General features: G+C 71.4%; 19 protein-coding genes. 11 read left to right on the forward strand and 8 right to left on the reverse strand.

Annotated features, from left to right (window positions below):
- Nucleotides 1-7 precede the first annotated feature (7 nt).
- The 3 genes from FS770_RS05575 to FS770_RS05585 all read left to right on the forward strand — a co-directional run bounded on the left by FS770_RS05575 (nucleotide 8) and on the right by FS770_RS05585 (nucleotide 4,119).
- The gene (locus FS770_RS05575; RefSeq protein ID WP_144942334.1) at nucleotides 8-661 is read left to right on the forward strand and encodes a Maf family protein; all 654 of its coding nucleotides are present in this window, start codon (nucleotides 8-10) and stop codon (nucleotides 659-661) included.
- A gap of 104 nt (nucleotides 662-765) precedes the next feature.
- Nucleotides 766-2,583 carry an ATP-binding protein gene (locus FS770_RS05580; RefSeq protein WP_144942335.1) on the forward strand — a complete coding sequence of 606 codons (1,818 nt, stop codon included), beginning with the start codon at nucleotides 766-768 and terminating at the stop codon, nucleotides 2,581-2,583.
- A gap of 132 nt (nucleotides 2,584-2,715) precedes the next feature.
- On the forward strand, nucleotides 2,716-4,119 hold the full coding sequence (locus tag FS770_RS05585; protein WP_144942336.1) for an MFS transporter: 1,404 nt from the start codon (nucleotides 2,716-2,718) through the stop codon (nucleotides 4,117-4,119).
- Between the two features lie 154 nt (nucleotides 4,120-4,273).
- Here the strand turns inward: FS770_RS05585 and FS770_RS05590 are convergent, their stop codons facing one another.
- Entirely contained in the window at nucleotides 4,274-5,698 is a 1,425-nt protein-coding gene (locus FS770_RS05590; protein ID WP_164497807.1) for an NAD(P)H-quinone dehydrogenase, read from the reverse strand.
- 74 nt (nucleotides 5,699-5,772) lie between these two features.
- Here FS770_RS05590 and FS770_RS05595 point away from each other — a divergent pair, with 74 nt between their 5' ends.
- Nucleotides 5,773-6,588: a purine-nucleoside phosphorylase gene (locus FS770_RS05595; protein ID WP_144942337.1), complete on the forward strand. Its 816-nt coding sequence runs from the start codon at nucleotides 5,773-5,775 to the stop codon at nucleotides 6,586-6,588.
- A 154-nt stretch (nucleotides 6,589-6,742) separates the two neighbouring features.
- Nucleotides 6,743-7,198, forward strand: coding sequence for a hypothetical protein (locus FS770_RS05600; RefSeq protein WP_144942338.1), 456 nt, complete (start codon nucleotides 6,743-6,745; stop codon nucleotides 7,196-7,198).
- A 316-nt stretch (nucleotides 7,199-7,514) separates the two neighbouring features.
- Here the strand turns inward: FS770_RS05600 and FS770_RS14275 are convergent, their stop codons facing one another.
- Together FS770_RS14275 and mfd are read right to left on the reverse strand one after the other, a co-directional pair.
- Nucleotides 7,515-7,850, reverse strand: coding sequence for a dTDP-4-dehydrorhamnose 3,5-epimerase family protein (locus FS770_RS14275; protein ID WP_144942339.1), 336 nt, complete (start codon nucleotides 7,848-7,850; stop codon nucleotides 7,515-7,517).
- 93 nt (nucleotides 7,851-7,943) lie between these two features.
- Complete coding sequence (gene mfd / locus FS770_RS05610) at nucleotides 7,944-11,705, reverse strand: transcription-repair coupling factor (protein ID WP_144942340.1); 3,762 nt, start codon at nucleotides 11,703-11,705, stop codon at nucleotides 7,944-7,946.
- Between the two features lie 249 nt (nucleotides 11,706-11,954).
- On the opposite strand from mfd, the gene FS770_RS05615 reads away from it, so the two are divergent.
- Nucleotides 11,955-12,791 carry a uroporphyrinogen-III synthase gene (locus FS770_RS05615; RefSeq protein WP_144942341.1) on the forward strand — a complete coding sequence of 279 codons (837 nt, stop codon included), beginning with the start codon at nucleotides 11,955-11,957 and terminating at the stop codon, nucleotides 12,789-12,791.
- On the opposite strand, the gene FS770_RS05620 is transcribed toward FS770_RS05615, so the two are convergent.
- The gene (locus FS770_RS05620; RefSeq protein ID WP_362860617.1) at nucleotides 12,764-13,696 is read right to left on the reverse strand and encodes a sirohydrochlorin chelatase; all 933 of its coding nucleotides are present in this window, start codon (nucleotides 13,694-13,696) and stop codon (nucleotides 12,764-12,766) included. The genes FS770_RS05615 and FS770_RS05620 overlap by 28 nt on opposite strands.
- A 30-nt stretch (nucleotides 13,697-13,726) precedes the next feature.
- Nucleotides 13,727-14,764, reverse strand: coding sequence for a glycosyltransferase family 2 protein (locus FS770_RS05625; RefSeq protein ID WP_145010535.1), 1,038 nt, complete (start codon nucleotides 14,762-14,764; stop codon nucleotides 13,727-13,729).
- A 323-nt stretch (nucleotides 14,765-15,087) separates the two neighbouring features.
- Here FS770_RS05625 and FS770_RS05630 point away from each other — a divergent pair, with 323 nt between their 5' ends.
- The 4 genes from FS770_RS05630 (at nucleotide 15,088) to FS770_RS05645 (ending at nucleotide 19,539) form a co-directional block, all read left to right on the forward strand.
- Nucleotides 15,088-15,783, forward strand: a complete 696-nt coding sequence (locus tag FS770_RS05630) for a YveK family protein (RefSeq protein ID WP_144942344.1) — start codon at nucleotides 15,088-15,090, stop codon at nucleotides 15,781-15,783.
- The gene (locus FS770_RS05635; protein WP_144942345.1) at nucleotides 15,773-16,978 is read left to right on the forward strand and encodes a glycosyltransferase family protein; all 1,206 of its coding nucleotides are present in this window, start codon (nucleotides 15,773-15,775) and stop codon (nucleotides 16,976-16,978) included. The genes FS770_RS05630 and FS770_RS05635 overlap by 11 nt, the downstream gene beginning before the upstream one ends.
- Nucleotides 16,975-18,381 carry a hypothetical protein gene (locus FS770_RS05640; protein WP_244944769.1) on the forward strand — a complete coding sequence of 469 codons (1,407 nt, stop codon included), beginning with the start codon at nucleotides 16,975-16,977 and terminating at the stop codon, nucleotides 18,379-18,381. Before FS770_RS05635 ends, FS770_RS05640 begins: the two co-directional genes overlap by 4 nt.
- 72 nt (nucleotides 18,382-18,453) lie before the next feature.
- Nucleotides 18,454-19,539, forward strand: coding sequence for a glycosyltransferase (locus FS770_RS05645; protein ID WP_055084345.1), 1,086 nt, complete (start codon nucleotides 18,454-18,456; stop codon nucleotides 19,537-19,539).
- Here FS770_RS05645 and FS770_RS05650 read toward each other — a convergent pair.
- The 3 genes from FS770_RS05650 to FS770_RS05660 all read right to left on the reverse strand — a co-directional run bounded on the left by FS770_RS05650 (nucleotide 19,512) and on the right by FS770_RS05660 (nucleotide 24,525).
- On the reverse strand, nucleotides 19,512-21,062 hold the full coding sequence (locus tag FS770_RS05650) for a lipopolysaccharide biosynthesis protein (RefSeq protein WP_144942346.1): 1,551 nt from the start codon (nucleotides 21,060-21,062) through the stop codon (nucleotides 19,512-19,514). The two genes, FS770_RS05645 and FS770_RS05650, sit on opposite strands and share 28 nt — an antisense overlap.
- A 7-nt stretch (nucleotides 21,063-21,069) precedes the next feature.
- Nucleotides 21,070-23,055: an alpha/beta hydrolase family protein gene (locus tag FS770_RS05655; RefSeq protein ID WP_244944770.1), complete on the reverse strand. Its 1,986-nt coding sequence runs from the start codon at nucleotides 23,053-23,055 to the stop codon at nucleotides 21,070-21,072.
- A 66-nt stretch (nucleotides 23,056-23,121) separates the two neighbouring features.
- A complete protein-coding gene (locus tag FS770_RS05660; protein ID WP_083482427.1) occupies nucleotides 23,122-24,525 on the reverse strand; it encodes a glycosyltransferase in 1,404 nt (467 codons plus the stop codon).
- A 369-nt stretch (nucleotides 24,526-24,894) separates the two neighbouring features.
- Here FS770_RS05660 and FS770_RS05665 point away from each other — a divergent pair, with 369 nt between their 5' ends.
- Nucleotides 24,895-25,395: a DUF2505 domain-containing protein gene (locus FS770_RS05665; protein WP_094393597.1), complete on the forward strand. Its 501-nt coding sequence runs from the start codon at nucleotides 24,895-24,897 to the stop codon at nucleotides 25,393-25,395.
- The last annotated feature ends 33 nt before the right edge of the window (nucleotides 25,396-25,428 follow it).

A 25,428-nucleotide genomic window follows, 5' to 3' on the forward strand; every position in this document is an offset into this window, starting at 1 on the left:
TTGCAGCGTGGAACCTTCCCTGATCCTCGCCTCCCAGTCCCCGGCCCGCGCGGGCCTGTTGCGCAGGGCCGCCATCCCGTTCGACGCAGTCGTCTCCCACGTGGACGAGGACGCCCTGGTTCGCGCCGAGGGGCCGTTCACGCCGGCGGAGACCGCGCTGCGCCTGGCCCGCGCCAAGGCGGAGGCCGTCGCCCAGCTGCCGCAGGCGCAGGGCCGCCTGGTGCTCGGCTGCGACTCCGTGTTCGAGCTGGACGGGGAGTCGTACGGGAAGCCGTACGAACCGGACGTCGCGCTCAAGCGCATCACCGCCATGAGCGGGCGGGCGGGCACGCTGCACACCGGCCACTGGCTGGTGGACGCCCACGACGACGCGGCCCACCCGGCCGGACACGGGGCCCTGAGCTCGGCGACCGTTCACTTCGCGCAGATGTCCCCCGAGGAGATCCGGGACTACGTGGGCACCGGAGAACCACTGCAGGTGGCCGGCTCCTTCACGCTGGACGGGCGCGGATCCGTGTTCGTGGAACGCGTGGAGGGGGACCCGAACGCGGTGGTCGGACTGAGCCTGTCCACGCTGCGGGCACTGCTGCGCGACGCGGGCGTGTGCGTCACCACGTGGTGGGACGCCCAGCCGGAGGGCGCACAGCACAGCGCGCAATGATTTGTAGAACTTCTACAGTTCACGCGGTTCTCGGCGCCGACACTTAGGCGTTCCCCCCGGCGGGGCACTAATCTTTCGGAGAGATGTCGACAAGGAGTTATCACGTGACCACCACCTCGCGGCAGCACGAAGAGGCCGCCACCGCACCCCGTCCGCTCACCAAGGTCCTGGTGGCCAACCGTGGGGAGATCGCGGTCCGTGTCATCCGCGCCGCGCGTGACGAGGGCATCGCCTCGGTGGCCGTGTACGCGGACCCGGACCGGGACGCCCTGCATGTGCGCATGGCGGACGAGGCCTACGCCCTCGGTGGCACCACCGCCGCGGACTCCTACCTGCAGATCGACAAGATCCTCGACGCCGCCGCCCGCTCCGGCGCGGACGCCGTCCATCCCGGCTACGGGTTCCTCTCCGAGAACGCGGACTTCGCGGCGGCCGTGCTCAACGCCGGTCTCACGTGGATCGGCCCTCCCCCGGCGGCCATCCGCCAGCTGGGGGACAAGGTGGCCGCCCGCCACATCGCGGAGAAGGTCAACGCCCCGCAGGTGCCCGGCACCGCGGACCCCGTGACGAGCGCCCAGGAGGTCCTGGACTTCGCGGACGAGCACGGCCTGCCCATCGCCATCAAGGCGGCCTTCGGCGGCGGCGGACGCGGCATCAAGGTCGTGCGCGAACGCGAGGCCATCCCGGAGCTGTACGAGTCCGCCGTGCGCGAAGCGACCGCGGCGTTCGGCCGCGGTGAGTGCTTCGTCGAACGCTTCCTGGACGCACCCCGCCACGTGGAGACCCAGTGCCTCGCGGACCAGTTCGGCAACGTCGTCGTCGTCTCAACCCGCGACTGCTCGCTGCAGCGCCGCAATCAGAAGCTCGTGGAAGAGGCTCCGGCACCGTTCCTCACGGACGAGCAGAACCAGCGTCTCTACGAGTCCTCCAAGGCCATCCTGCGCGAGGCCGGGTACCAGGGCGCGGGCACGTGCGAGTTCCTCGTGGGCCAGGACGGCACCATCTCCTTCCTGGAGGTCAACACGCGCCTGCAGGTGGAGCACCCCGTCTCGGAGGAGGTCTCCGGACTGGACTTGGTGCGCGAGCAGTTCCGCATCGCCCGCGGCGAGGCGCTCGGCTACGAGGACCCCGAGATCCGCGGCCACAGCTTCGAGTTCCGCATCAACGGCGAGGACGCCGGGCGCAACTTCATGCCCTCCCCCGGCACGCTCACCACGTTCACCATGCCCTCCGGGCCCGGGGTGCGCGTGGACTCTGGTGTGGAGGCCGGAGAGACGGTGGGCGGCAGCTTCGACTCCATGCTCGCCAAGCTCATCGTCACGGGCGCGAACCGCACCCAGGCCCTGGAGCGCTCCCGCCGTGCCCTGCAGGAGCTGAGCATCGAGGGCATGCCCACGGTGGTCCCGTTCCACCGTGCCGTCGTCTCCGATCCGGCCTTCGCCACCCCTGAAGGCACCCCGTTCACCGTGCACACCCGCTGGATCGAGACCGAGTTCGACAACCAGATCGAACCCTTCAGCGCTGCCCCCGAGCCCTCGGAGGAGGAGCCGGAGCGGCAGAGCATCGTGGTGGAGGTGGGCGGCAAGCGCCTGGAGGTGACCGTCCCGCAGCAGCTCGCGGGCCCCCGCTCGGCCGCCCCCACCGCGCAGAGCAAGCAGCGCAAGCAGCGGGCCACGCGTGGTTCGGCCGCGGCCCGCGGTGCATCCGGGGACTCACTGACCTCACCCATGCAGGGCACCATCGTGAAGATCGCCGTGTCCAACGGGGATGAGGTCTCCGAGGGCGATCTGATCGTGGTGCTCGAGGCCATGAAGATGGAGCAGCCCCTCACGGCGCACAAGTCCGGGGTCGTCAAGGACCTGGACGTCTCGCAGGGGGACACCGTCTCCGCCGGGACCGTGCTCGCCTCCATCACGGGCTGAGCGGATAGGGGCAGCGCGACGACGCCGCCGCGGTCAAGACGGCGTCTCAGAATGTGAACTCCCCAGTTCACGATGTGGTATCCGGCGCTCTATCTTGAAGACATTCAGACCACCTGTCCTGTGAGGTTCACCATGTCTTCGCCCGTGTCCACCGTGGACCCCGGTTCTGCAGCGCAACGCCCCGCCGTTCCGCGCAGCCGCGTGATCCTGGCCTCCCTCGTGGGGACCACGATCGAGTTCTACGACTTCTACGTCTACGCCACCGCCGCCGTGGCCGTCTTCCCCGCCCTGTTCTTCACGGGCGAGAACGACACCGCCAAGCTGCTGGCCTCCATGGCCACGTTCGCCGCCGCGTTCTTCGGCCGCCCCATCGGTTCTGTGATCTTCGGGCACTACGGTGATCGCATCGGACGCAAGGCCACCCTGATCGGCGCGCTGCTGACCATGGGTGTGGCCACGTTCCTGATCGGCATGCTGCCCACCTTCTACCAGATCGGCATCTGGGCGCCTCTGATCCTCACGATCCTGCGCTTCTGCCAGGGTCTGGGCCTGGGTGGCGAGTGGTCCGGCGCATCCCTGCTGGCCACCGAGTACGCGGAGGAGGGCAAGCGCGCGCGGGCCGCCATGTGGCCGCAGCTCGGGGCCCCGTTCGGGTTCATCCTGGCCAACGGCTTCTTCCTGCTGCTGACCGTGGCCATGCAGTTCGGCACCGCCGGTCACGAGCTCGGCGCGAACCACCCGTTCCTGGTGTGGGGCTGGCGCATCCCGTTCCTGGCCTCCGTGGTCATGGTCCTTCTGGGTCTGTGGGTGCGCGTCAAGCTCGAGGAGACCCCCGTGTTCCAGCGGGCGGAGCAGCAGGGTGAGAAGGTGAAGGCCCCGGTCATCGACGTCTTCAAGACCTCGTGGGTGCAGATCGTCCAGGGCACGTTCATCATGCTGGCCACCTACGTGCTCTTCTACCTGATGACCGCGTGGATCCTCTCCTACGGCATCGGCAAGCCCGCCGCCGGGGGGCTGGGCGTGCAGTACCGCACGTTCCTGATCCTGCAGCTGCTCGCGGTGCTTCTCTTCGCGGCCATGGTCCCGGTCTCCGGCTGGCTCGCGGACCGCTTCGGACGCCGTTCCTCCCAGCTGGTGATCACCTCCGCCATCCTGCTCTTCGGCCTGAGCTTCGGGCTGATCATGGACCCGGCGCACGTGGGCACGGGCACGGACGCGTCCCTGCCGCGCATCCTGTTCTTCCTCACACTCGGCATGACGCTGATGGGCCTGACCTTCGGCTCGATGTCCGCGATCCTGCCGGAGCTGTTCCCCACCAACGTGCGCTACACCGGTTCTGGCATCGCGTACAACGTGGCCTCCATCCTGGGCGCGGCCATCACCCCGTACATCGCGGTGATGCTCAACTCCTCGTACGGGGTGGGCTCGGTGGGCCTGTACCTGTCCTTCGCGGCGGTCATCACGCTCGTGGCCCTGTGGTTCTCCCCGGAGACCCGCCACGTGGACATGTACGCCGTGGGCACCCCCACGCCGTAGGGCCGCTTTCCCTCGCTACGACGACGCCGCGGTGACCTTCTCCTGAAGGTCACCGCGGCGTCGTCGTAGCCGAGCACGCGGTACTCGCCCCGGCCGAGGCGTCACGGGAAGCCCGGGCGGTCAGCCCCGTCGGGGAAGGACCGGGGCCGCTGCGTCAGCGGTGCACGTGCAGGCGGCGGGCGGCCTCGGCGATCGTGCCGGACAGGGACGGGTAGACCGCGAAGGTGTCCGAGAGGTCGTCAACACCCAGGCGGTGCGTGACGGCGAGGGCGATCGGGAAGATCAGCTCGGAGGCGCGCGGGCCCACCACCACGCCACCCATCACGGTGCCGCTGCCGCGGCGGGCAAAGATCTTCACGAAGCCGTCATCCACCGCCATCATCTTGGCGCGGGGATTGGTGGCCAGGTTCATGGACATCCCCACGAACATGGCGGGATCGTCCTCAACATCCTGCTGGGTGATGCCCACCGAGGCGATCTCGGGCGAGGTGAAGATGTTGGAGGCCACCTCGTCCGTGCGCAGCGGGTGCACCGTGTCGCCCAGGATGTGCGCGATCGCAATGCGTCCCTGCATGGCGGCCACGGACGCCAGCGGCATCACACCGGTGCAGTCACCGGCCGCGTAGATGCCGGGGGCCGTGGTGCGGGAGACGGTGTCCACCCGGATGTGGCCGCTGTCCGTCAGCGCCACGCCCGCCCCCTCGAGGCCCAGGTCCGCGGTGTTCGGGATCGACCCCACCGCCAGGAGGCAGTGCGAGCCACGGATCTTGCGGCCGTCTGAGAGGGTGACCCGGACGCCGTCGCCGGTATTCTCCACCGCATCCGCACGGGAACGGGATAGCACGCGCAGCCCGCGGCGCTCGAAGACGTTCTCCAGCACCTGGGCGGCATCCTTGTCCGAACCGGGGAGCACCTGCTCGCGCGAAGAGATCAGCGTGACGTCCGATCCCAGGCCGTTGTAGGCCGAGGCGAACTCGGCGCCGGTGACACCTGAGCCCACGACGATGAGCTTCTCAGGGATCTCGGTGAGCTGGTAGATCTGCTTCCAGTTGAAGATCCGCTCGCCGTCCGGCTTGGCGGTCTCCAGCTCGCGGGGGTGCGCGCCGACGGAGACCAGTACAACGTCCGCCCTCAGTTCGTAGGGCTCGTCGTCACTGGGCTCCACCACCACGGTGTGGCGGTCCACGATGCGCCCGCGGCCCTGCACCACGCGCACACCCACCCGCTCCAGGCCGCGCTTGATGTCACGAGACTGCGTGGCAGCCAGACGCAGCAGGCGCACGTTGACCTTGTCCAGGTCCACGCGGAGGTTGTTGAGCTCCTCCGTGGCATCGAGGTCGTCCCCCACGTGCACGCCCAGGTCCCTGGCGGACGCAAAGCGGTTCATGGTGTCCGCGGAGGCGATGAGCGTCTTGGACGGCACCACGTCCGTGAGCACGGCGGCACCACCCATGCCCTGCTCCTCCACCACGGTGACGTCCGCCCCCAGCGACGCCGCCACGAGCGCCGCCTCGTAGCCGCCCGGGCCACCGCCGATGATCACGAGCTTCTGGTCCGCGAATTCCCTCTGCACAGTCATGTCTGCCATGGGCCCCAGCCTACCGGGGGCTCCCACACGCTGACGCCGCGCGATGGCTGTCCTACAGTGGGCCCATGACCACCACCACAGAGACCACGGACCCCTTCGACCTGGCCCGGCAGGCGGCCGAGGCGTTGCGCGAGCGCACGGGTGTGCAGAGCCACCGGATCGCGCTGACGCTGGGCTCCGGGTGGGGCGGCGCCGCGGACCTGCTCGGTGAGACCGTGGCCGAGGTTCCCGCCCACGAGATCCCCGGCTTCTCCAAGCCCGCACTGGAAGGTCACGGCGGCACGCTGCGCTCCATTCGACTGCCGGACGACGAGCACGCCCTGGTGATCGGTGCCCGCACCCACTTCTACGAGGGCAAGGGAGTGCGCGCCGTCGCCCACGGGGTGCGCACGGCTGCAGCCGCGGGTGCGCAGGTCATGATCCTGACCAACGGCTGCGGCGGGCTGAACCCCGCGTGGGGCCCCGGGACACCCGTGCTGATCAGCGACCACCTGAACCTCACCGCCCGGTCCCCGCTGGAAGGCGCCACGTTCGTGGACCTCACGGACCTCTACTCCTCCCGGCTGCGGGAGATCGCCCACCGTGTGGACCCGGAACTGGACGAGGGCGTCTACGCCCAGTTCCCAGGCCCGCACTACGAGACCCCGGCCGAAGTCCAGATGGCCAAGGTGCTCGGCGCGGACCTCGTGGGCATGTCGACGGCGCTCGAGGCCATTGCCGCCCGCCAGGCCGGTCTCGAGGTGCTCGGGATGTCCCTCGTCACGAACCTCGCGGCCGGGATCAGCCCCGAGCCCCTCTCCCACGAGGAGGTGCTTGAGGCCGGGCGCGCGGCGGGTCCGCGCATCTCCCGGCTGCTCGCGGACGTCGTCGCCCAGCTCTGAGGCAGGTTCCGCGCCCCGTCACGGACCCGCAGCGTCGTCCCCCGACGTCCCCCGCGCGGGCCACAGACAGAATGTCACCAAGTGCGGGTCCCAGGCACTAGACTGACCGCAAGACAGCAATGCGCCCGCAGTGGCGGTCCGAAAGGGTGAAGTCATGGTCAGAAGATCGGAAGCCGACGTTCCCACGAGTGCTGCGCACTCCTCCGGGCACGCTGCGGGGCGCACCGTGGAGGACGGTAGCCACGCCGTGGACGCGGACGCGGACGCCCGCACCGCCCACTCGCACCGGGGGGCCAACACCCGCAACCGTCATGAGTACTCCGGCCAGGGGGACGTCGTGAAGAACGCGATCCTCTTCGTGGGCGGCTTCATCACCGTTGTGCTGAGCCTGTACCTCTTCAGCACCTACCCGGACAGCTGGGTGCTTTTCCTGGTGGGCATCCTGGTCTACGGCCTGGCGTTGATGGTCCCCACCCTGTTCCTCAACGGCAGCACCGCCAAGCACTCCACGGGCGGCACCGAGCTCACCCTGGACCTTCCCCGCGACGCCTCCGAGATGGCGCAGCGCACCGGTCCCGTGGGCCAGCGCCAGGACCGCGTCACCAGCTGAGCGCACCGCGCACCTGTAGGAGCCCCGCCCCGTCCACGGACGAGCGGGGCTCTCGCGTTGTCGGGGGTGCCCCCGCTTCGCCCCGCCGTCTCTCAGTCCACGGCCGGTCGGCCCCACCTGGCCGTTGCCCGGGGCGCACCCCCGTGGAGGAATCTGAGGTGTGGACAAACCACGAAACCCTCAGGGAAGCCGGGCACTTCTACACCTCAGACGCCGCACCGGCAGCCGCCGGGAACTTGGAAGTCAGACTCGGAGCTCGGACCCCGCGCGTCGGCCTGGTGCACCGCCCGGCCGCAGGCGCCGGCGCGGCGGCACCCTAGGCGCTGACCACCCACGCTTCCCCGCAACCCTCGTCCGTCTCGGCGGCGTCGACGGCGGTGAACGCGGCCGCGTTGACCACCGCGCGGTAGCGGGGCGCGGGCACCGCAGTGGCGGGAGTGATCTCCCGTGCGACGACGGCGCCGAAGCCGGGCCCCTCGCGCAGGTCCACCCACACGCCGAAGACCCGGCCGGTCACGACCGAGTCGTCCGTGTCCCACGGCTCGGCGTGGATGCAGCGCGTGGTGCCCCGGGTGCCGTTGAAGGACATGTTCTGCTGCGCAAAGGTGGCGCCGATGGAGCCGGCGCCACCGGTCACGAGCAGATGTCCCATGACTGTTCGTCACGGAGCGGCTGAGAGGTGGACACCGCGGGAGGTGCGGCGTCCCCGACCCCTGCCGAGCTGCGTCGTCGTCCCCCTGCGTCCCTAGGAAGCGGACCCGGCCTCGGAGCCAGACCCGGCCGTCTCGAGCACCGGGAAGATCGCGTCCAGCACCTCGCCGGCCCACGCGAGGATGTCCCCGTCCACGAGATCCTTGCCGCCGATCCGCGCGGTCTTGGGCTTGGGGATCAGCACCATGCGCGCGTCTGTGCCCGGCACGGGACGGACCTGGGATCCCGGGTAGAGGCGCTGCAGGCGCATCTCGCGGGACTCGGTGAGGTCCGCGGGCGAGAAGCGGATCATGTTTCCCTGCGTGGCCACGTCCGTGAGGCCCGCGGCGCGGGCGCGGATCCGCAGCCGCGCGACCTCAAGGAGATTGGCGACGGGGGTGGGCACGGGTCCATAGCGGTCCTCGAGCTCCTCCGCGGCCTCAACAACGGCCTGCTCCGTGGCGGCGTTGGCCAGGGTGCGGTAGGCCTCCAGGCGTAGCCGCTCCCCCGGCACGTAGTCGTGCGGGAGGTGCGCGTTGACGGGCAGCTCGATCTTCATCTCCGCGGGCCCGGTGTCCTGGTCCCCGCGGTGCTCGGCCACGGCTTCGCCCACGAGACGCAGGTACATGTCGAAGCCCACGCCGGCGATGTGCCCGGACTGCTCGCCGCCCAGCAGGTTTCCGGCGCCGCGGATCTCGAGGTCCTTCATGGCCAGCTGCATGCCGGAGCCGAGCTCGTTGTGCGCGGCCACGGCCTTGAGACGCTCCAGCGCGGTCTCGCTCAGCGGCTTCTCCACCGGGTACAGGAAGTAGGCGTACGCCCGCTCGCGCCCGCGCCCCACGCGACCGCGCAGCTGGTGCAGCTGCGAGAGGCCGTAGCGGTCCGCGTGGTCCACGATCAGCGTGTTCGCGTTGGCGATGTCCAGGCCGGTCTCCACGATGGTGGTGCAGATCAGCACGTCGAACTTCTTCTCCCAGAAGTCCACGATGATCTGCTCCAGGCGGGACTCGCTCATCTGCCCGTGGGCGACAGCGATCCGCGCCTCCGGGACGAGCTCCGCGAGCTCCTTGGCCCGCGCCTCGATGGTGGACACCCGGTTGTGGATGAAGAACACCTGCCCCTCACGCATGAGCTCGCGGCGCACCGCGGCCGAGACCTGCTTGTTCGTGTAGGGACCCACGTACGTGAGAACGGGGTGGCGCTCCTCCGGCGGGGTGGCCAGCGTGGAGGTCTCGCGGATGCCCGTCATGGACATCTCCAGCGTGCGCGGGATGGGCGTGGCGGACATCGCCAGCACGTCCACGTCCGTGCGCATGGCCTTGAGCTTCTCCTTGTGCTCCACGCCGAAGCGCTGCTCCTCGTCGATGATCACCAGCCCCAGGTTTTTGAACTGCATCTCCTTGCTCAGCAGCCGGTGGGTGCCGATCACCACGTCCACCGCGCCGCTGCGCAGCCCCTCCATGGTGGCCTTGGACTCCTTGGCGCTCTGGAACCGGGAGAGGGTTGCCAGGCGCACGGGGAAGCCCGAGAAGCGCTCAGCAAAGGTCTCGGTGTGCTGCTGGGCGAGCAGCGTGGTGGGCACAAGCACCGCCACCTGCTTGCCGTCCTGCACGGCCTTGAACGCCGCGCGCACCGCCACCTCGGTCTTGCCATAGCCCACGTCTCCGGAGATCAGCCGGTCCATGGGGATAGGCCGCTCCATGTCCGCCTTGACCTCGTCGATGGTGGTCAACTGGTCCGGTGTCTCCACGTACGGGAACGCCTGCTCCAGCTCGCGCTGCCAGGGGGTGTCCGGGCCGAACGCGTGGCCCTTGGAGGCCATGCGCGCCGAGTAGAGCCGGATCAGCTCGTTCGCGATCTCCTTGACGGCCTTCTTGGCGCTGCGCTTGGTCTTGCTCCAGTCCGCACCGCCCATCTTGGACAGCGACGGTGCCTCACCGCCCACGTAGCTGCTCACCTGGTCGAGCTGGTCCGTGGGCACGAACAGCCGGTCCCTCGGACCGTTGCGCTTGGACGGCGCGTAGTCCAGCACCAGGTACTCGCGCACGGGCTTGGGCTGGCCCGGGACGGTCATTGCACCGGCGATCGGGCGCTGGACGAGCTCCACGAACTGGCCGATGCCGTGCTGCTCGTGCACCACGTAGTCGCCCTTCTGCAGGGCCAGGGGATCCACCTGGTTGCGCTTGCGCCGCTGCGGAAGCCTGCGCTCCGCGCGGGTGTCGTAGGTGCTCGCCCGGCCGAGCACGTCCGCCTCCGTCAGGAGGGCGGTACGCGTGGCCTCGAGCACGAAGCCTCGACCCGCGCGCGCCGTCGTCAGCTCCACGAGCCCCGGCTGCGGGCTCTCGGTGAGGGTCTCGTAGCGTGCCGCGGGGATCTCCGCGCCGTGCAGCAGCTCGCTCAGCCGCTGCAGGGGCCCGGGCCCGTCCGTCACGAGCACCACGCGCCACTCCTCGCGCACGCGCTGGGCAAGGAAACTCAGCATGGCCTCCACGTCCCCGGCGAACCGGGTGGGCTCGCGTCCACCCACGGTGAGGGTGTCCGCGTCCGTGTCCGCGAGGTGCACCTCTTCCTCTGAGGTGTCGGCGTCGATCTGGGAGGCGGTCACGGCGTTGACGTTGAGGCCCGTGACGGACCACCAGCCCACCGAGCGGTCGAGGGCGAGCTCGCGCACCTCGGCAATCGTGTGGAAGGAGCCTGAGGCCAGCGAACGGGTGGCGCCGTCGTCCGTGTCCAGCGCGGTGTTCAGGTCCAGGGGCGCGTCGTTGCCGCCGGACGCGGACTCCCACGCCGCCATGAGGAACTCCTCGTTGGTGGCCACGAGGTCGTGTGCGCGGGCCCGGACCTTCTCCGGTTCCAGCACCACGGTCATGGAGCCCTCCGGCAGCAGGGACAGCACCTGGACCATGTCGTCCGCGAGAAGCGGCGCGAGGGACTCCATGCCCTCCACGTACTGTCCCCCGGCGATGCGCTCCAGCATCTCCCGGCCCCCGGGCAGCTGCTCCTTGAGCTTGGCGGCGCGCGACTGCACGGACGGCGTCACGAGCAGCTCGCGGCACGGCGGGGCGACGACGACGCTCGGGTGGGCCGCGTCCGCGAGCGTGCGCTGGTCCGCGACGGCGAACCAGCGCATCTCGTCCAGCTCGTCCCCGAAGAACTCGAGGCGCACGGGGTGGTCCTCGGTGGGCGGGAAGACGTCCACGATCCCGCCGCGCACCGCGAACTCGCCGCGCTTGGTGACCATGTCCACGCGCGCGTACGCGGCGGCCGCGAGGTCCTTGACGAGCCCCTGGAAGTCGTAGTCCTGCCCCGTGCGCAGCGTCACGGGCTCCATCTCACCGAGCCCGGCGACCACCGGCTGCAGCACCGAGCGCACCGGGGCCACGACCACGCGCAGGGGCTCAGCGGTGGCGTCCGGGTGCGCGAGCCGGCGCAGCACGCCCAGGCGCTGGCCCACGGTGTCCGAACGGGGGGAGAGCCGCTCGTGCGGCAGGGTCTCCCAGGACGGGAAGTTCGCGATGCCCCCGGCCGGCAGGTAGGACTCGAGCGCGGCCTGCACCTGCTCAGCCTCCCGCCCGGTGGCGGTCACGGCGAGCAGCACCGGCCTCGCGACACCGTTCGCCGCCGCCCCGCTGGAGACAGCCCCGTGCGCCTGCTCCAGGCCGCTCGCGATCTGCGCGAGCACTGGCGCGCGCAGTCCGTCCGTGGCACTGATGATCGTCTCCGCCGAGCGCTCCGCGAGGGGGCGTGACGCCTGCGAGCGGATGTTGGCGAAACCGCGGTCCTCGCAGAGGGCGGTGAGCAGACCGGTCAGGGACATGGGTGGGTGGCTCCTGGGTGAGTCGACGGGATGAGCGGACGGAATGGGCAGGGGCGGTGAGCGGCGCCGTCACCGGGTCCGTGCCGAGAAATCGTGATGAGGAATAGTGACGGGGATCGTGGGCGGGACGGCGCGCCGAGCCGTGGTGCTCCCGCCGACGCCGCCCCCCTGATCGCGTTTCAGCCTACCCGCGAGTCCCGACACGCACACCGGTGCAGCCACCCGTCGTCGGCTCGTACCCTGGAGTCCATGACGACGTCCCAGCCCCACGCCCTGACCGGCCTCACCGTGGCCATCACGGCGCACCGCCGCGCCCAAGAACAGGGCGGTGCGTTCGAGCGCCACGGCGCGCGCGTCCAGTACGCACCCGCGCTGAAGATCACGCCCACGGACGAGGACGACGACGTGGTGGCCGCCGTCCGCGAGACCGTCGCCTCCGCGCCGGGCACCGTGCTGGTCACGACCGGCTACGGGGTCAAGCGCTGGCTGTCCGTCGCCGAGGAGCACGGCCTGCGCGAGGAGCTGCTCGCGGCTCTGCGCGAGAGCACCGTGTACGCGCGCGGCGCCAAGGCGAAGGGCCAGCTGCAGGCACTCGAGATCCCGTGCGCGTACACGGGCTCCTCCGGGCGCACCGCCGAGCTCGTGGACCGGGTGCTCGAGATGCCCTCCCCGGGCACCGTCACGCTCCAGCTGCACGGCACGGCGGACGAGCAGCAGCTCGGTCGGCTGCGATCCGCCGGACTGGACGTGCGCGTGTTCGCCCCCTACCGCTGGGAGTCTGCGGACGAGGGCTCACGGCTGTCCCGGCTCGTTCGCGAGATCGCGGCCGGGGACCTGGACTATGTGACCTTCACGGCAGCCCCCGCGGTGGACGCGGTGCTCGATGCCGCCACTGCCGCGGGCTGCCGCGACGGCGTCGTGGCCTCGCTGCGGGAGGGCCGCTGCACCGCCGTGGCAATCGGCCCCGTCTGCGTGCAGCCGCTCGAGGAGGCCGGCATCACGAACGCCGTGGTCCCCGAGCGCTTCCGCCTCGGGGCCATGGTCAAGGCCGTGTGCGATCACGCGAGGGCGGCCGCCTCCCGGTAGTGCTCGACGACGAGCGCCACGAGCTCCTGGGGCACCTCGCCCCCGGCCACGAGCAGCGGCTCGGCGGTCACGTCCGCGCCCGCGGCAAGTGCGCGGCCGTGGAAGAACCCGGGGGCCAGCAGGTACGGCACCACGAGAACCCGACCCGCGGCCCCGCCGTGCCCGGACCGCGGCGTCGCGGACGTGGTGGGTTGGTGTGCAGGTGACACGGGGCACGGCGGCGGCACGGCGGCATCACCCGCGGCGGCCGCGCGAATCTCTGACTCGGTCGGCGCCTCGGGGCAGCCGGGGTCGCCACGTCGCTCCGCCGCGGCGTCGTCCCCCGCCCGGTCCTCCGGCGGGGTGCCCAGCTCGCGCCTGGCCTCCGCGACGGCCTCCGGCAGCGTGGGGCGCGCCGCGGAGAGGTAGGCGGGGGTGACCGGGAGGCCCACCTCTTCGGTGAGCAGCCGCGCGGTGCGCTCACAGTCCTCGCCCGCGCGGGGGTCCGAGGAGCCGGCGGCCACCATCACGATCCTGTCTCCCGGGCCGACGTCGGGCCCGCCGCTCACGCGCACCGCCTCCGCGAGCCGGCGGGCCATGATGCGGGCGAGCCCGCGGTCCGGACCGAGCGCCGCCGCCACCCGGTGGCGCGGGGTGCCCCGCACCGCGCGGGCCATGTCCACGAACACGTGGTAGCCGGCGGAGAGCAGCAGCGGGACCACCACGGCGTCGTCCCCGGCGAGCTGCGCCGTGCGGGCCACGAGGTCCGGCTCCTGGACGTCCACCCAGGTGTCCACCACGGGGACGTCTGGAAGTGCGGTGCGCACCTCGGCGACGAGCGCGGCGACAGCGCTCTGGCCTGCGGGGTCACGGGTACCGTGCGCGCACGCGAGGAGGACGGGGGCTGGTTCAGTGGAGGTGCTCACCCGGTCCATTGTGCCGCCGACCGGCCTGGTTCAGCGCCGCATGGCGTCCGTGTACCCCACGCTGCGGTCCACGGCGCGCTGGCGCCGCACGAGCCACGCCGTCCCGCCCGGCAGGCGAGCCAGGCGGGATTTGACCGTGACGCGGCGCTGGCTCGGCATCATCCGGGCCGCGAGCTCAAGATACCGACGCGCATCCGCCGCGCGCCCCTCCCGCAGGGCCTGCTCGGCGTCCGAAACGGCGGCGAGCGGGGAGCCCTTGCGCAACCGGGTGAGCAGCTTCTGGCGCTCCTCCTCGCTCAGCTCCCGCTCGAAGCGGGTGAGCGTCTTGCGCAGCGCCATCTCCTCCCCCGCGGCCATCCGGTCCCGCTGGGACTGCATGGAGCCGCCCGACCACGCGATGATCGAGGTGACATCGTCCACCCGGTCGAAGCGCCACCCCGAGTAGACGGCCCGCAGCCACAGCTCCCAGTCCTCCACGAAGACCTGCTCCGGGTCGAAGACGCCCACCTCCTCGAAGAAGCGGCGCGGGAACAGGCCGTAGAGGCTGCCGATGTTGTACTCAAGCACCACGCTGCGCTGCTGCTGCGGCTCGGGCATCCGCTCGCGGTACTGCACCCGCTCCGCGTTGATCCCCGAAGGCGTGCACTGCCAGCCGTTGGCGTAGACCACGGTGCGCTCGCGTCCGGGTTCGCGCTGCAGCTCCCGGTACCGGGCCAGCAGTGTCTCGAGGTGGTGCGGCAGCAGCTGGTCGTCCGCGTCCAGGAACGTGACGAAGTCCCCCGCGACGAGTCCAAGCGCCCGGTTGCGGGCTGCACCGCATCCCGCGTTGTCCTGGCGCATGACCCGGACCGTCCTGCCGGGGCGGTTCACGGCCTCGTAGCCCCTGAGCACATGCGCGGTGTTGTCCGTGGACCCGTCGTCCACCACGAAGACCTCCACACGCGGGTGCGTCTGGCGCAGCACGCTGCTGATCGCCTGCCCCACCAGGTCCTGGCCGTTGTAGACGGCGATGACCACGCTGACGAGCGGGACCTCGCCCTCGGTACCGGGCGTGCTCTCGTGTGCCATTTCTCCCCTGTCGTTGCTCACGGTCGTGGCTCGCTGCCACACCGTGCGGCCCGTGGCTCACCGTGGAGCTCGGCGTGCTGCCCGCCCCCGAAGTGCGGCGCCGGTCTCCTGACCTGGCACCCGTCCAAGTCTAGGAATCGCGCAGAGCCGCCCCCGCTGGGATCCGTCCACACATAGGGGCACGTTTGCCCCGAACGACGTGTTTTCGGGGCTCCCTGCCGTAGCCCCTCGGTAGGATTTTTCTGCAGTTGGCCACGTCCAAGGGGAGAGCCGTGGGCTCGCAAGGACCGAGGCAGTGTGCTCATCGGTCAAGGGGGAGAAGCGTGAATCTTAGTCAGTACGTCCGTTGTCTGAAGGACATGTGGTTGCTCGTGGTGCTCACCACGGTGGTGGGGGTGCTCCTCGGGACCGCGGCGGGCCTGCTGATGCCCAAGTCCTACGAGTCCCAGGCACAGGTCTTCGTGAATGTCGCGAATCCCCGCTCCGTCACGGACCTGCAGATGGGCGAGCAGTTCGCCGTGGCCCGCGCCGCGTCCTACGCACGGGTGGCCACCACCAACTCGGTGCTCCAGCCCGTGGTGGACACCGTCCACCTCGACGAGACGCCCGAGGAGCTTGCGGAGTCCGGCGTCGTCGCCACCAACCAGCCCAACACCGCGATGATCACGCTCACCGCCACCGGAACCTCCGCTCAGCAGGCCGCGGACATCGCCCAGGCCACCGCGGACAGCCTCGTGGAGGTCAGCCGCTCGCTCGAGACCATTCCGCAGGCGCAGGACGGCCAGCAGCCCGCCAACGTGAAGCTGAACGTGGTCCAGAAGGCCGCGGTGCCGCAGAAGTCCTCGGGCCCCTCCGCCGCCGTCAACGCGGCCCTCGGCGCTCTCGTGGGTCTGATCGCGGGTCTGCTCCTGGTGCTCCTGCGCGGCGGCCGGTCCCTGCGCGCCCGCGAACGCGCCGGAGCGGAGCACCGCGCCACCCGCCGTGCCCGTGCCGCGGTGGACGACTCGCATGAGCACTGAGCGCTCCCGCCCCGGGCACCCGCGCGACGTCGTCGTCGTGTGCCCCACCGAGTACGGCGGACAGCTCGAGCACGCCGCAGACCTTGCGCTGGCACTGGAGGCGTCTTCGGACGTCGCCGCCGTGGCGCTCGTCTCCCGCCCGGGGGCCCGGGAGTACCTGGGCTGGGGTCCGGGGCACCCCGTGCGCGTAGTGGAGACCGTTCCGCCGCGCCGCACCACCGTTCCGGCCTCGTCCCCGGGCAAGGTGCTGCGCGCCGGCCTGCAGGTGGCGGACCTGCTGCGCGAGCACCTAGCGGTGCGCGCCGCGGCCCGGCGCGCGGGCGCGGACGCCGTTCTCGCCCTGGATTCCACCAAGTACCCGGTCCCCGGGGCTCTGCGCGCTCGGCGCACCCAGCGCACGGCCGTGTTCGTGCACAACGCCCAGCCGCACTTCGACCTCGCCAGCGCCTCCGTCCGCGAGAAGGTGCTGCTGTGGCTGGACCGGGCCTGCGCGCGCCGGGCGGACCGCGTCATCACGCACGGCGCCGAGCAGGCCGAGATCGTTCGGGGCTATACGGACCGCCCTGTGAGCGCCGTGGCGCTGCCGGTGTCCTCGCGGCTCGATCCGCAGGTGCCCACCGCGACCACCGGCACGGACGCGGGGCCGCACGCCCTGTGCATCGGTGAGGTCCGCGCCAACAAGGGCATCGAGCACGCCGTCGTCGCCGCCGGTGAGGCCGGGGTGCCGCTGCTCGTGCGCGGCGCGGCCGAGAGCCCGGAGCTGGGCGCGGAGCTCACCCGCCTGGCCACCCGCTACCCCGCCGTGGACTTCGAGGACCGCTTCCTGAGCCGCGAAGAGTTCGCCGGGCACGTGCGCGACGCCGCGGTCATCGTGCTGCCCTACACCCACTTCGACGCCCACTCCGGCGTCCTCGCCAAGGCCATCGGCACGGGCACCCGCGTGGTGGCCTCGGACCTCGCCTCGCTGCGCGAGCAAGCCGGGGACTACCCCGGGTTCACCGCCGCGGACATCCGCGACCCGGCCGCCTTCGGGCGCGCCCTGCGCGCGGCGTTCGACAACGCCGTGGCGTCTGGACCGCGCGCGGGTGCCGGAGCGAGCGGCGTCGCCCCCTCCCACGGCACCGGGCCTGCCCCGGTCGACCACACAGACTGGGAGCCCTCCGTGGCCGCCGTCCTGGGAGTGCAGGTCGCATGAGCCCCACCGCCGTGCCCCCCACGGACCGGTCCCGCACCCGGCGTGCCGCCCGCGCCGCCGCGCGTCGGGACCCGCCCGTGACCGGCGCACGGGGCACCCGGCTGGACCGCGCACTGGCCGCGGTGCTGATCGTGCTCTCGGTGCTGCCCTACGCGGCGGTCCCCCTGGGCTCGAACACCAACCTGCCACTGTCCAGCCTCGTGGCGGTGGTCCTGATCGTGCGCTGCGGGCGCCACATGCCCGTGATGTGGACCGCCCTGCTGGTGGGGGCGGTGCCCTTCGCGGCCTCGTTCCTGCGGATGTTCTTCACGTCCCAGCCGCTGCAGATCCCGGGGTCCATCACCTGGCTCGTGTTTACCCTCCCCCTGGCCGGGACCGCGGCAGCCACCGTGTTCCTGGGAGCGCGCACCATCCCCTGGCTCAGCTGGGCCATGCTCCTCAGCGCCGGTTTCACGCTCGTGCAGAAGTACGTGTTCTTCGACGTGCTGGACACCATTCCCTTTGAGGGCCTCTACGACCTCCCCGGCTACGCGAACGTCTCCGACTTCAGCGAGACGTTCATGCAGTACGTGCGCCGGCCCTTCGGGCTCTTCCCGGAGACCTCCTTCATGGTGGGCACCCTCTCGCTCATGGCCATGGCCCTGGTGCTCCTCGCGCGCCACTACCGGCGACGGATGACGGCGCGGGACGTCGTCGCCCTCGCCCTGGTGCTGTGGGCCGTGGCAATCTCCGGCTCCGGTGCCGCCGTGGTGGTGCTGGGCGTGGTGCTCGTGGCCGCGATCGCCCCCTACGCCGTGCGCCATGCGTGGGCCGCGGTGCTGCTGGTGCCCACCGGGCTCGCCGGCGCCGTGTGGGTGGGCGTGGGCGTGCTGCAGGACCGGCAGGAGTCCTTCAACTGGTCCTGGGCGGACCGAGGCTCCTCCATCACGGCATCCGTCCGCTACCTCTTCTCCGACCCCCTCGTCTTCCTCCTGGGTGTGGGCAGGGGCCGGTCCAACGAGCTGTTCCTGGCGGGCCGGATGCCCCTGGGCGACCTGCAGCACTACAACCCTCTCCCGGACATCTACTCCGTGATCGGGCGCGTGGTGCTCGAGGACGGCATGGTCTTCGGACTGGCCCTCGTCCTGTTCATGGCCGTGATGTGCCTGAGGTCCGGCGGGCGCAACCCGCTGTGGCTCGGGCTGTGCACGCTGGTGGTGTGGATCGTGGTCGCCGGCGGAACCACGAGCTACGACTCCGCCTTCTGGGTGTGGGGCACCGCCGGCGTGTGCCTGGGGCTGGAGATCACCCGCTCCGAGGACACCCGGGAGACCGCAGCCCCGTGGGCTCCGGAGGGCGCCGAGTCGATCGGCGCTCCCACCGCCGTGCCGACCGGCCCAGCGGGCCCGTCACCCCACTTGTGATCCCCGCACGCCTCGGCGGCATCTCCCCCACGGCACCCGAACTCTTCCGTTCTCCCCAGAAAGGCCCGCCCCGTGCGCGTTCTCCACATTGTCAACGACGCCGAGACCGGTGGTGCGCAGACCCTCATCGAGCAGCTGATGCTCGCGCGCCCCGAGGGCGACGACGCCCACCTCCTGGTCCTCATGGGCCAGGGAGCGCTCTCGCCACGGCTGGAGGCCGCCGCCACGAGCACCGCCTACGTGGGCATGACCCGCCGCGACGTGGTGCCCCTGAGGGCGATGCGCGCGCTGCGAAGGCTCGTCGCGGAGCACGGCATCCAGGTGGTGCACTCCCACCTGCAGCAGTCAGACCTGGTCAACGAGGTCACCCCGCACGGGGCCAGGCGCGTGGCCACCCTGCACAACAGCCTGCACCTGGCGCAGAAGCCCGTCACCCGGGTCACCTGGTGGCTTGCGGCGCAGGCCTCCGCCCGGCTCGACGCCGTGGTCGCGTGCTCCAACTCTGCCCTCGGCTTCGCGGCGGAGTCGCACTACCGTTTCGGCACGGAGCACATCCGCGTCGTGCACAACGGCACGCGAATCTCGCCGGTTCCCGCCCCTGAGCCCTCCGGTCCCCCGGTGTTCGTGCACCTGGGCCGCTGCGTGGAGCAGAAGGACCACCCCACCCTCTTCCGCGCCTTCGCGCGCGTGCTCGCCGAGCACCCCGACGCGCGGCTGTTCTGCGCGGGCCACCTGGTGGACCCCGGGAACGAGGCACTCACCATCGAGCTGGAGACGCTGGGCATCGGTCAGGCCGTGACTCTGCTGGGCTCGGTCTCGGACGTCCACGCGCTGATCCGCACCGCCCACGCCGTGGTCTTCGCGAGCAACCACGAGGCCCTGCCCATGGCGGGTCTGGAGGCGCTGAGCGAGGGCGTGCCGGTGATCACCACGGACACCGGCGACGCGAAGCTGCTGGCCGTGGACCCGCAGGCCGTGGTGCCCGTCCGCGATCCGGAAGCCCTGGGCCGTGCCATGAACCGCTTCGTGGACCTCCCGGCCGCGGAGCGTGGCGAGTGGCGGCGTCGCAGCTGGGAGCTCGGACGCACCGAGTTCGACAGCCGCGGCACCGCCCGGCGCTACCGTGAGCTCTACGAGGAGCTGACGGACGGTTCCTGACGCCCGCCGTGCTCCTGCGTTGCGCGTTCGTTGATCTCCCGGTCGCGGCGGCGGATCCGGCGGAAGGCCATGACGAAGACGGCGCCGAGCGCGGCCGCGCACACACCGATCGTCACCACGTCCGGCAGCACACGGCCCACGAGCATGAAGACCCCCACGGCCCCGGCCGACCCGAGGGCCATCAGCGCCCACGTGCGCAGATTCGCCCCAGTGACCCCCGAGGGCTCGGCACGCTCGCTGAAGTAGAGCTGCACCGGAACCGCGAGCAGCAGGGGTGCCACGGAAGCAGCCATGACGAGCTCCAGGCTGTCGGTGCCGGCGGCGAGCCACACAGCGGGCAGCGTAACCACCAGGACGCCCAGGCTGATGAGGGACGCCACCAGGGGGTTGCCCCGCAGTGTCATCACCAGGTTGGGGACCTGGCCCAGGGACTCCCCCAGCACACCCAGCACCACCATGGCGAGGGCGGGTGCTGCGAAGGCCATGCCCGCGCCCAGCCACACGGTCAGCAGCTCCGTGGGGATGGCGAGCAGCGGGATGCTGAGCATGAGGCCCACCAGCAGGGCGACCGTCGTCGCCACCCGGATGTGCTCCGCAGCCTCGGCACCTCGCGACTTCTTGATGGGGTAGGCGAAGGGCATCGAGATCCAGCTCACGACCAGCCGTGCGCTCTGGTTCACCCGCATCAGTGCACCGAACGCCGTGGCGGCCTGCAGCCCGAGGGTGGGGCCCACGATGAACAGCGGCAGCTGGTACACGCCCAGCAGCGAGAGGGACCCGATGGAGAGCACCGAGGACATCCGCAGCAGCGGTCGGCCCTGTTCCTTCCAGGCACCGGGCAGCGGCCGCGCCAGCCCGAAGCGGCGGTACACGGCCCAGAAGCACACGATGGGCGGCAGCAGCAGGGACGCGCACTCCACAAGGACGAGCGCGATCAGCCCGCCGTGCAGCGGGATGAGCAGGGCGTAGCCGGCCGCACGGCCCAGGATCGCCACCACGGCGGCCTTGCGCTCGATGTCCGGGCGGTTGAGGCCCCACAGCAGAGAGTTGCACGCGCGTCCGAGCACGGAGAAGAACAGCGTGACCCCCGCAGCCAGCAGCAGCAGCGTCACCGCGTGCCGGTCCCGCTCGGGGACGGCCACCGTCGTGAGGTACAGCGGGAAAACCGCGAAGTACAGCGCCGTGAGCACCACGGCGAGCACCAGGAAGACCAGCAGGGCCACGCCCACGAAGCTGCGGCGTTTGGCGTGGGCGCCCGGATCGTCGTCGGGGATGTCCGCGAGGGTGCGCACGATCCCTGTACCCAGCCCGAAGTCCGACATGGTCAGCAGCTGGATGGCGCTGAACGTGATGACCCACAGGCCGTAGGACTCGGCCCCCACGATGGCGATCGCGAAGGGGTAGAGCAGCAGGAGTCCGAACACGCTGGTGAAACCCGAGATGTAGTTCCACAGGATGTTGGTCCCCACCCGGGACGTCTGCGTTTCGGCGGCGGGTACGGGGCTGGAGCGGGTGTCTGTCATGGGGTTGCTACTGGGCCTTCCAATGGGCGAAGAGCTCGTCGAGGTGACCCGCGAGCTCGTTGCGGGCGGTGCGGGAGAGCACGGAGTGGTCCACGCCCGGGGAGAAGCGCTCGTCGATGCTGCGCCCGCGGCGCTGCAGCCGGGCGACGGCGCGGTCCGCGGTGGTCTCCCGGTACCGGGGTTCGTCCTGCGGGCCCACGATGAGCACGACGCAGCGGTCCTGGCTCGCACGGTCCAGGACGTGGTCCGGGATCGACGCCGCTGGGTTGCGTCCCATGAGGTTCCACACGCTCTCGGGCGCGTGCCGGCGTAGCGCCCGCGATCCGGCCCGCTTGCCCTTCGTCAGCAGCTCCCTGCCCCACGACGTCGCCCCGGCGAGTGCCCGGCGCGCTGCAGCTCTGCCCGTGGTCGCCAGCCGGCACGCGGCACCCGGGCGGGCGCCGTCGTCGCCCCCCACGCCGTTGGCCACCATCCCGTTGGCCACCGCGTTGTTGCCGGCCCCGCTGCCGTCAGCTGCACCGCCCGCAGGGCGCGCGGAGCGTGCCGACGTCGACGCCGCACGCTCGGCCGTGGCGCCCACCGTCGCACTTGTCGTGGCATTTGCCTTGGCCCGCAGCTTGGCGTCCCCGTCGTAGGCGGTGCGCTGCTGGTCGAAGAATGCCTGGTTCATGCGCCACTCGTTCTGGCTCACGAGGACCATGCCCTTCACCGGCAGACCGGCCGGCTCCCGGGCGGCACGCAGCGCGGCCCAGGCACCGGAGCACAGGACGGTGGACACGACGTCAGCGTCGAATCGTTCCGCGAGCCACGCAGCCTGCTCCCGAAGCGCCTCGGCGTTGAGGTCGCGGTACGGGTTCGGGTCCCGGTCGGACCACAGCAGAGCGCGGTCGCCCGCGCCGTCACGGTCCGCCCGCAGGCTCGCCACGCCCAGCCCCGCGAGCCGACGTGCGGTCTCGGACCACAGCGCGGAGCCGTCCCGGGGCTCGGACGCACCGGGGGCGAAGAATGTGGTGGGCATGCCCGGCCGGGGCGCGATCGCGGCGTGCGCGCCGTCATGTGCAGCTCGGCCGCCGTCCGTCAGCGAACCCTCACCTGTCAGGGGACCCGTGAGGATCCCGGGGTAGCCCCTGGGCGTCACCGCCACGATCTCCTCCGCGCAGGCGGTGCCGTCCGCGGCACGGAACTCGTTGCGCCGCGGACCGCGACCTGTGCCCGTGAGCGGTACGAGCTCCTCGCGCGGCAGCTGCCGCAGCAGGTCCTCGAGAACGTCGTAGTGCACGCGCACGTCCAGGGAATCCACGCCGTACATGATCTTGGCGCGCGGCTGATCCTTCTCGCGGTGGACCTCGAGGTTCTCCGGCCGGGCGCCCATGGTGCGGGGGTCCGGGAGAGAGGAGAGCTCGCGGGCCTGCTCGTCCGTGAGCCACAGCCCCATCAGGTCCACCCCGTCCGTCACGGGGATCTCGGGCAGGGTGGCCCGGCGCAGGCGGGACCACTGGTTCACGAACGTCCGTCCGCTCACGGGCTCCCACGCGATCACGCGGTCGAAGCGCTCCGCCACCCGTGCCAGCAGTCCGCCGCCCACGCGGTAGCCGATGCCGTACACCGGCAGCTGCTCCACACCGCATACCCGCCGCGCCTGCGCGGTGGCGTCCAGGATGTTGCGCTCCCACACGCGCAGCACGTCGTCCTGCGGCTGCAGTTCGTGCGAGTCCCCCGTGCCCCGGTAGCTGACCCGGGCCACGCAGTACCCCGCCCCGGCCAGCAGCATGGCCAGCTGGCGCAGCGCGCGGTAACCCTGCACAGCCTCCCGGCCGGCGGGCGGCGCAAGCACCACCAGGCCCCGCGTCCTGCCGTTCTCGGGCGTGTGCACCCATGTGAAGGTGGCGCCTCGCCCCGTCCCGGTCCACATCCCCGTGCCCAGCACACCCGCCGGCGCGGAGTCCGCGGTCCCAGCCGTGGCCGCTTGTCGTTGCTCCAATGTCTCCGTCATGTCTCTCCCCTTGTGTGCTCCACGAGCGTTCCGTGCTCCCCCGGGCAGTCTGGCTGCCCCGGGTGGTCACCGCGTCGTGGCGCCTTCCACGAGCGGCACCCGCAGCCCGTAGATCTCTCCCAGCCGGCGACGCTGCACCGCACGGCAGTTCTCCCACAGCGCCTGCCCGGCCCAGCGCGTGACCTCGTTGCGCGCGCGCTCGTCCGTGATCTCCTCCCAGCGCGCCGCGACCTCCTCCGGCGTGTCCACGACAACAGGCAGTCCGGCGTCGTCGAAGACCCGGATCCTGCGCACGATCACCGGAATGTCGTTCAGAGCCGCCTCCAGCACCGTGATCGGGAAGCCCTCCCAGCGCGCCGTGTGCAGGTAGACGTCCGCGCGCTGCAGGTGCCGGCGCACGTCCTCGTGGCCCACCCACCCCGTGACCTCCACGCCGTGCTCGCGCAGCATCCGCTCGACGTCCTCGTCCCCGCCGCCGATCCACAGGGGCCGGACGTCGTGGCCGGCCGCACGGATGGCGTCCACCGCCTGTGCGAAGAACACAGGGTCCTTCTGCGCGGCGAGCCGGCCCGCGCCAGCGAGCACGAGCGGCTCACCGACACCGGGGCGCGGCTTGCGGGCCCCGTAGGAGGGGGCGATGTTCGGCACGTAGACGGTGTGCGGGGCGATCGGCCCCCAGTGGGCCACATTGTTCTCTGCCTTCGAGCAGCCCGCAAGGACGTCCGTGCGGGCCGCGAGCGCCCCCTCCAGCAACCAGTACCCAAGCCGGGTGGCACGCGAGCGGTCCAGGCGCGAGAAGGACCACGCGTGCGGCGTGTACACCTGCTTGATCCGGGACAGAGACAGGTCCACGTACCTGTTATTGGTCAGCTCGTGGACGGCGCGGGACCACCGCGCGGCGCCCGAGCCGCGCCGAGCGGGGCTCCCCGTGCCGGACGCGACGCCGCCGCCTCCCCCGCCTGCCGCAGGCTCCAGGCCCGTACCGCTCAGCAGGTACCCCTGGCGCTCGGCGCGCGTCGTGGGCGCTCCCGGTGCATTGAGCGGGGAGAGGGTGTCGTTGCGACGCCGCGGCAGGTGCCCGACGGCGAGGCGCGCGTAGACCCCGGCGTAGCTGGAGTGGGAGTGGATGACATCCGGCTTGACCTCCCTGATGGCCCAGCGCGTGGCGGTGATGTTCGCCAGGTGTCCCCCAGGCAGGGAGCGCACCGATGAGAAGTCATCGTCCCAGTTGGTCTCGAGGTTTACGGCCTCGGGGCGCAGGTTACACAACAGGTGGTGTTCGCACTCGGGCGTGGCACGGGCGTAGTCCCGCACGGCCGCGGCGACTCCCCCGCCAAACGCCTCGACCACGTGCAGCACCACCGGCGGGTGGCCGGGGCTGCCGCCCCCGGCCGTGGTGGCGATGTCGTCCACGCACGTCGGAGCGCGGTCCGGTGCCTGCCCGGCCGACGTCGGTTCTTGCAGATACATGAGTCCCCCGATGACTTCACGCCCGCCGGAAAAATTGCGGCGCGCCCCTGAGAAAAGCGCAACCTTGCGCCTGCGGCGGGATCCCCATCCCGCCGGGACCGGCTCCTCCGCGAAGACTCTGCGGGGGCCGATACCCAGTCTAGGGAGCGGAAGCCGGGCTATCCTGCGTTCGAGTGCATCATCACTGCCCCTTCTTTGGCGGACAGTAGACCGGGCCCGCCTGCACCTCCGAGTGGGGCCCGGCAGCGCCTGCTCCGCCCGTGCGGCGGGGCCCCATGCGACTCACGCGATTAGGATGAGGGCAGTAGCCCGTACGGGTGCACGCCCGCACGGGGACCCACGCCCCTGAACCGACCCAGAAGGAGCACCATGTCCGTCAACGCATCCACCACCATCAAGGCCCCCGTGGACACCGTCCTGAAGACGTTCGTGGACGAGGCCTTCGTCCGCCACGTCAGCGACCGTGCCGGCACCGAGCTCGAGTCCTTCGAGGTCAACGGGGACACCTCCACCGCGTTCACGGCCACCACGGTGCGCAGCATGGGCGCGGACAAGCTGCCGGACGTCGTGCAGAAGTTCGTGAAGGGCGGCGTGAAGCTGACCCAGGTGGACACCTACGACGCCCCCGCGGCGGACGGCTCGCGCACCGTGCGCACCGAGATCAAGGCCGGCGGGCTGCCCGTGGGCGCCACCGCCCAGCAGAGCATCAAGCCGCTCGGCGAGAACGAGACCTCGGTGGACGTCACCGGCGAGGTCCAGGCCAACATCCCGCTGGTCGGCAAGAAGATCGCCGCCGCCGCAGAGCCCTACATCGGCAAGGCGCTCACCCTGCAGGCCCGCGAGGCCGAGGCGTGGATCTCCAAGGGCTGAGACCCACCGCTGACAGGACGGTCGGGCTGCGCA

Source organism: Kocuria salsicia (genome assembly GCF_007681555.1).
Taxonomy (GTDB): domain Bacteria; phylum Actinomycetota; class Actinomycetes; order Actinomycetales; family Micrococcaceae; genus Kocuria; species Kocuria salsicia.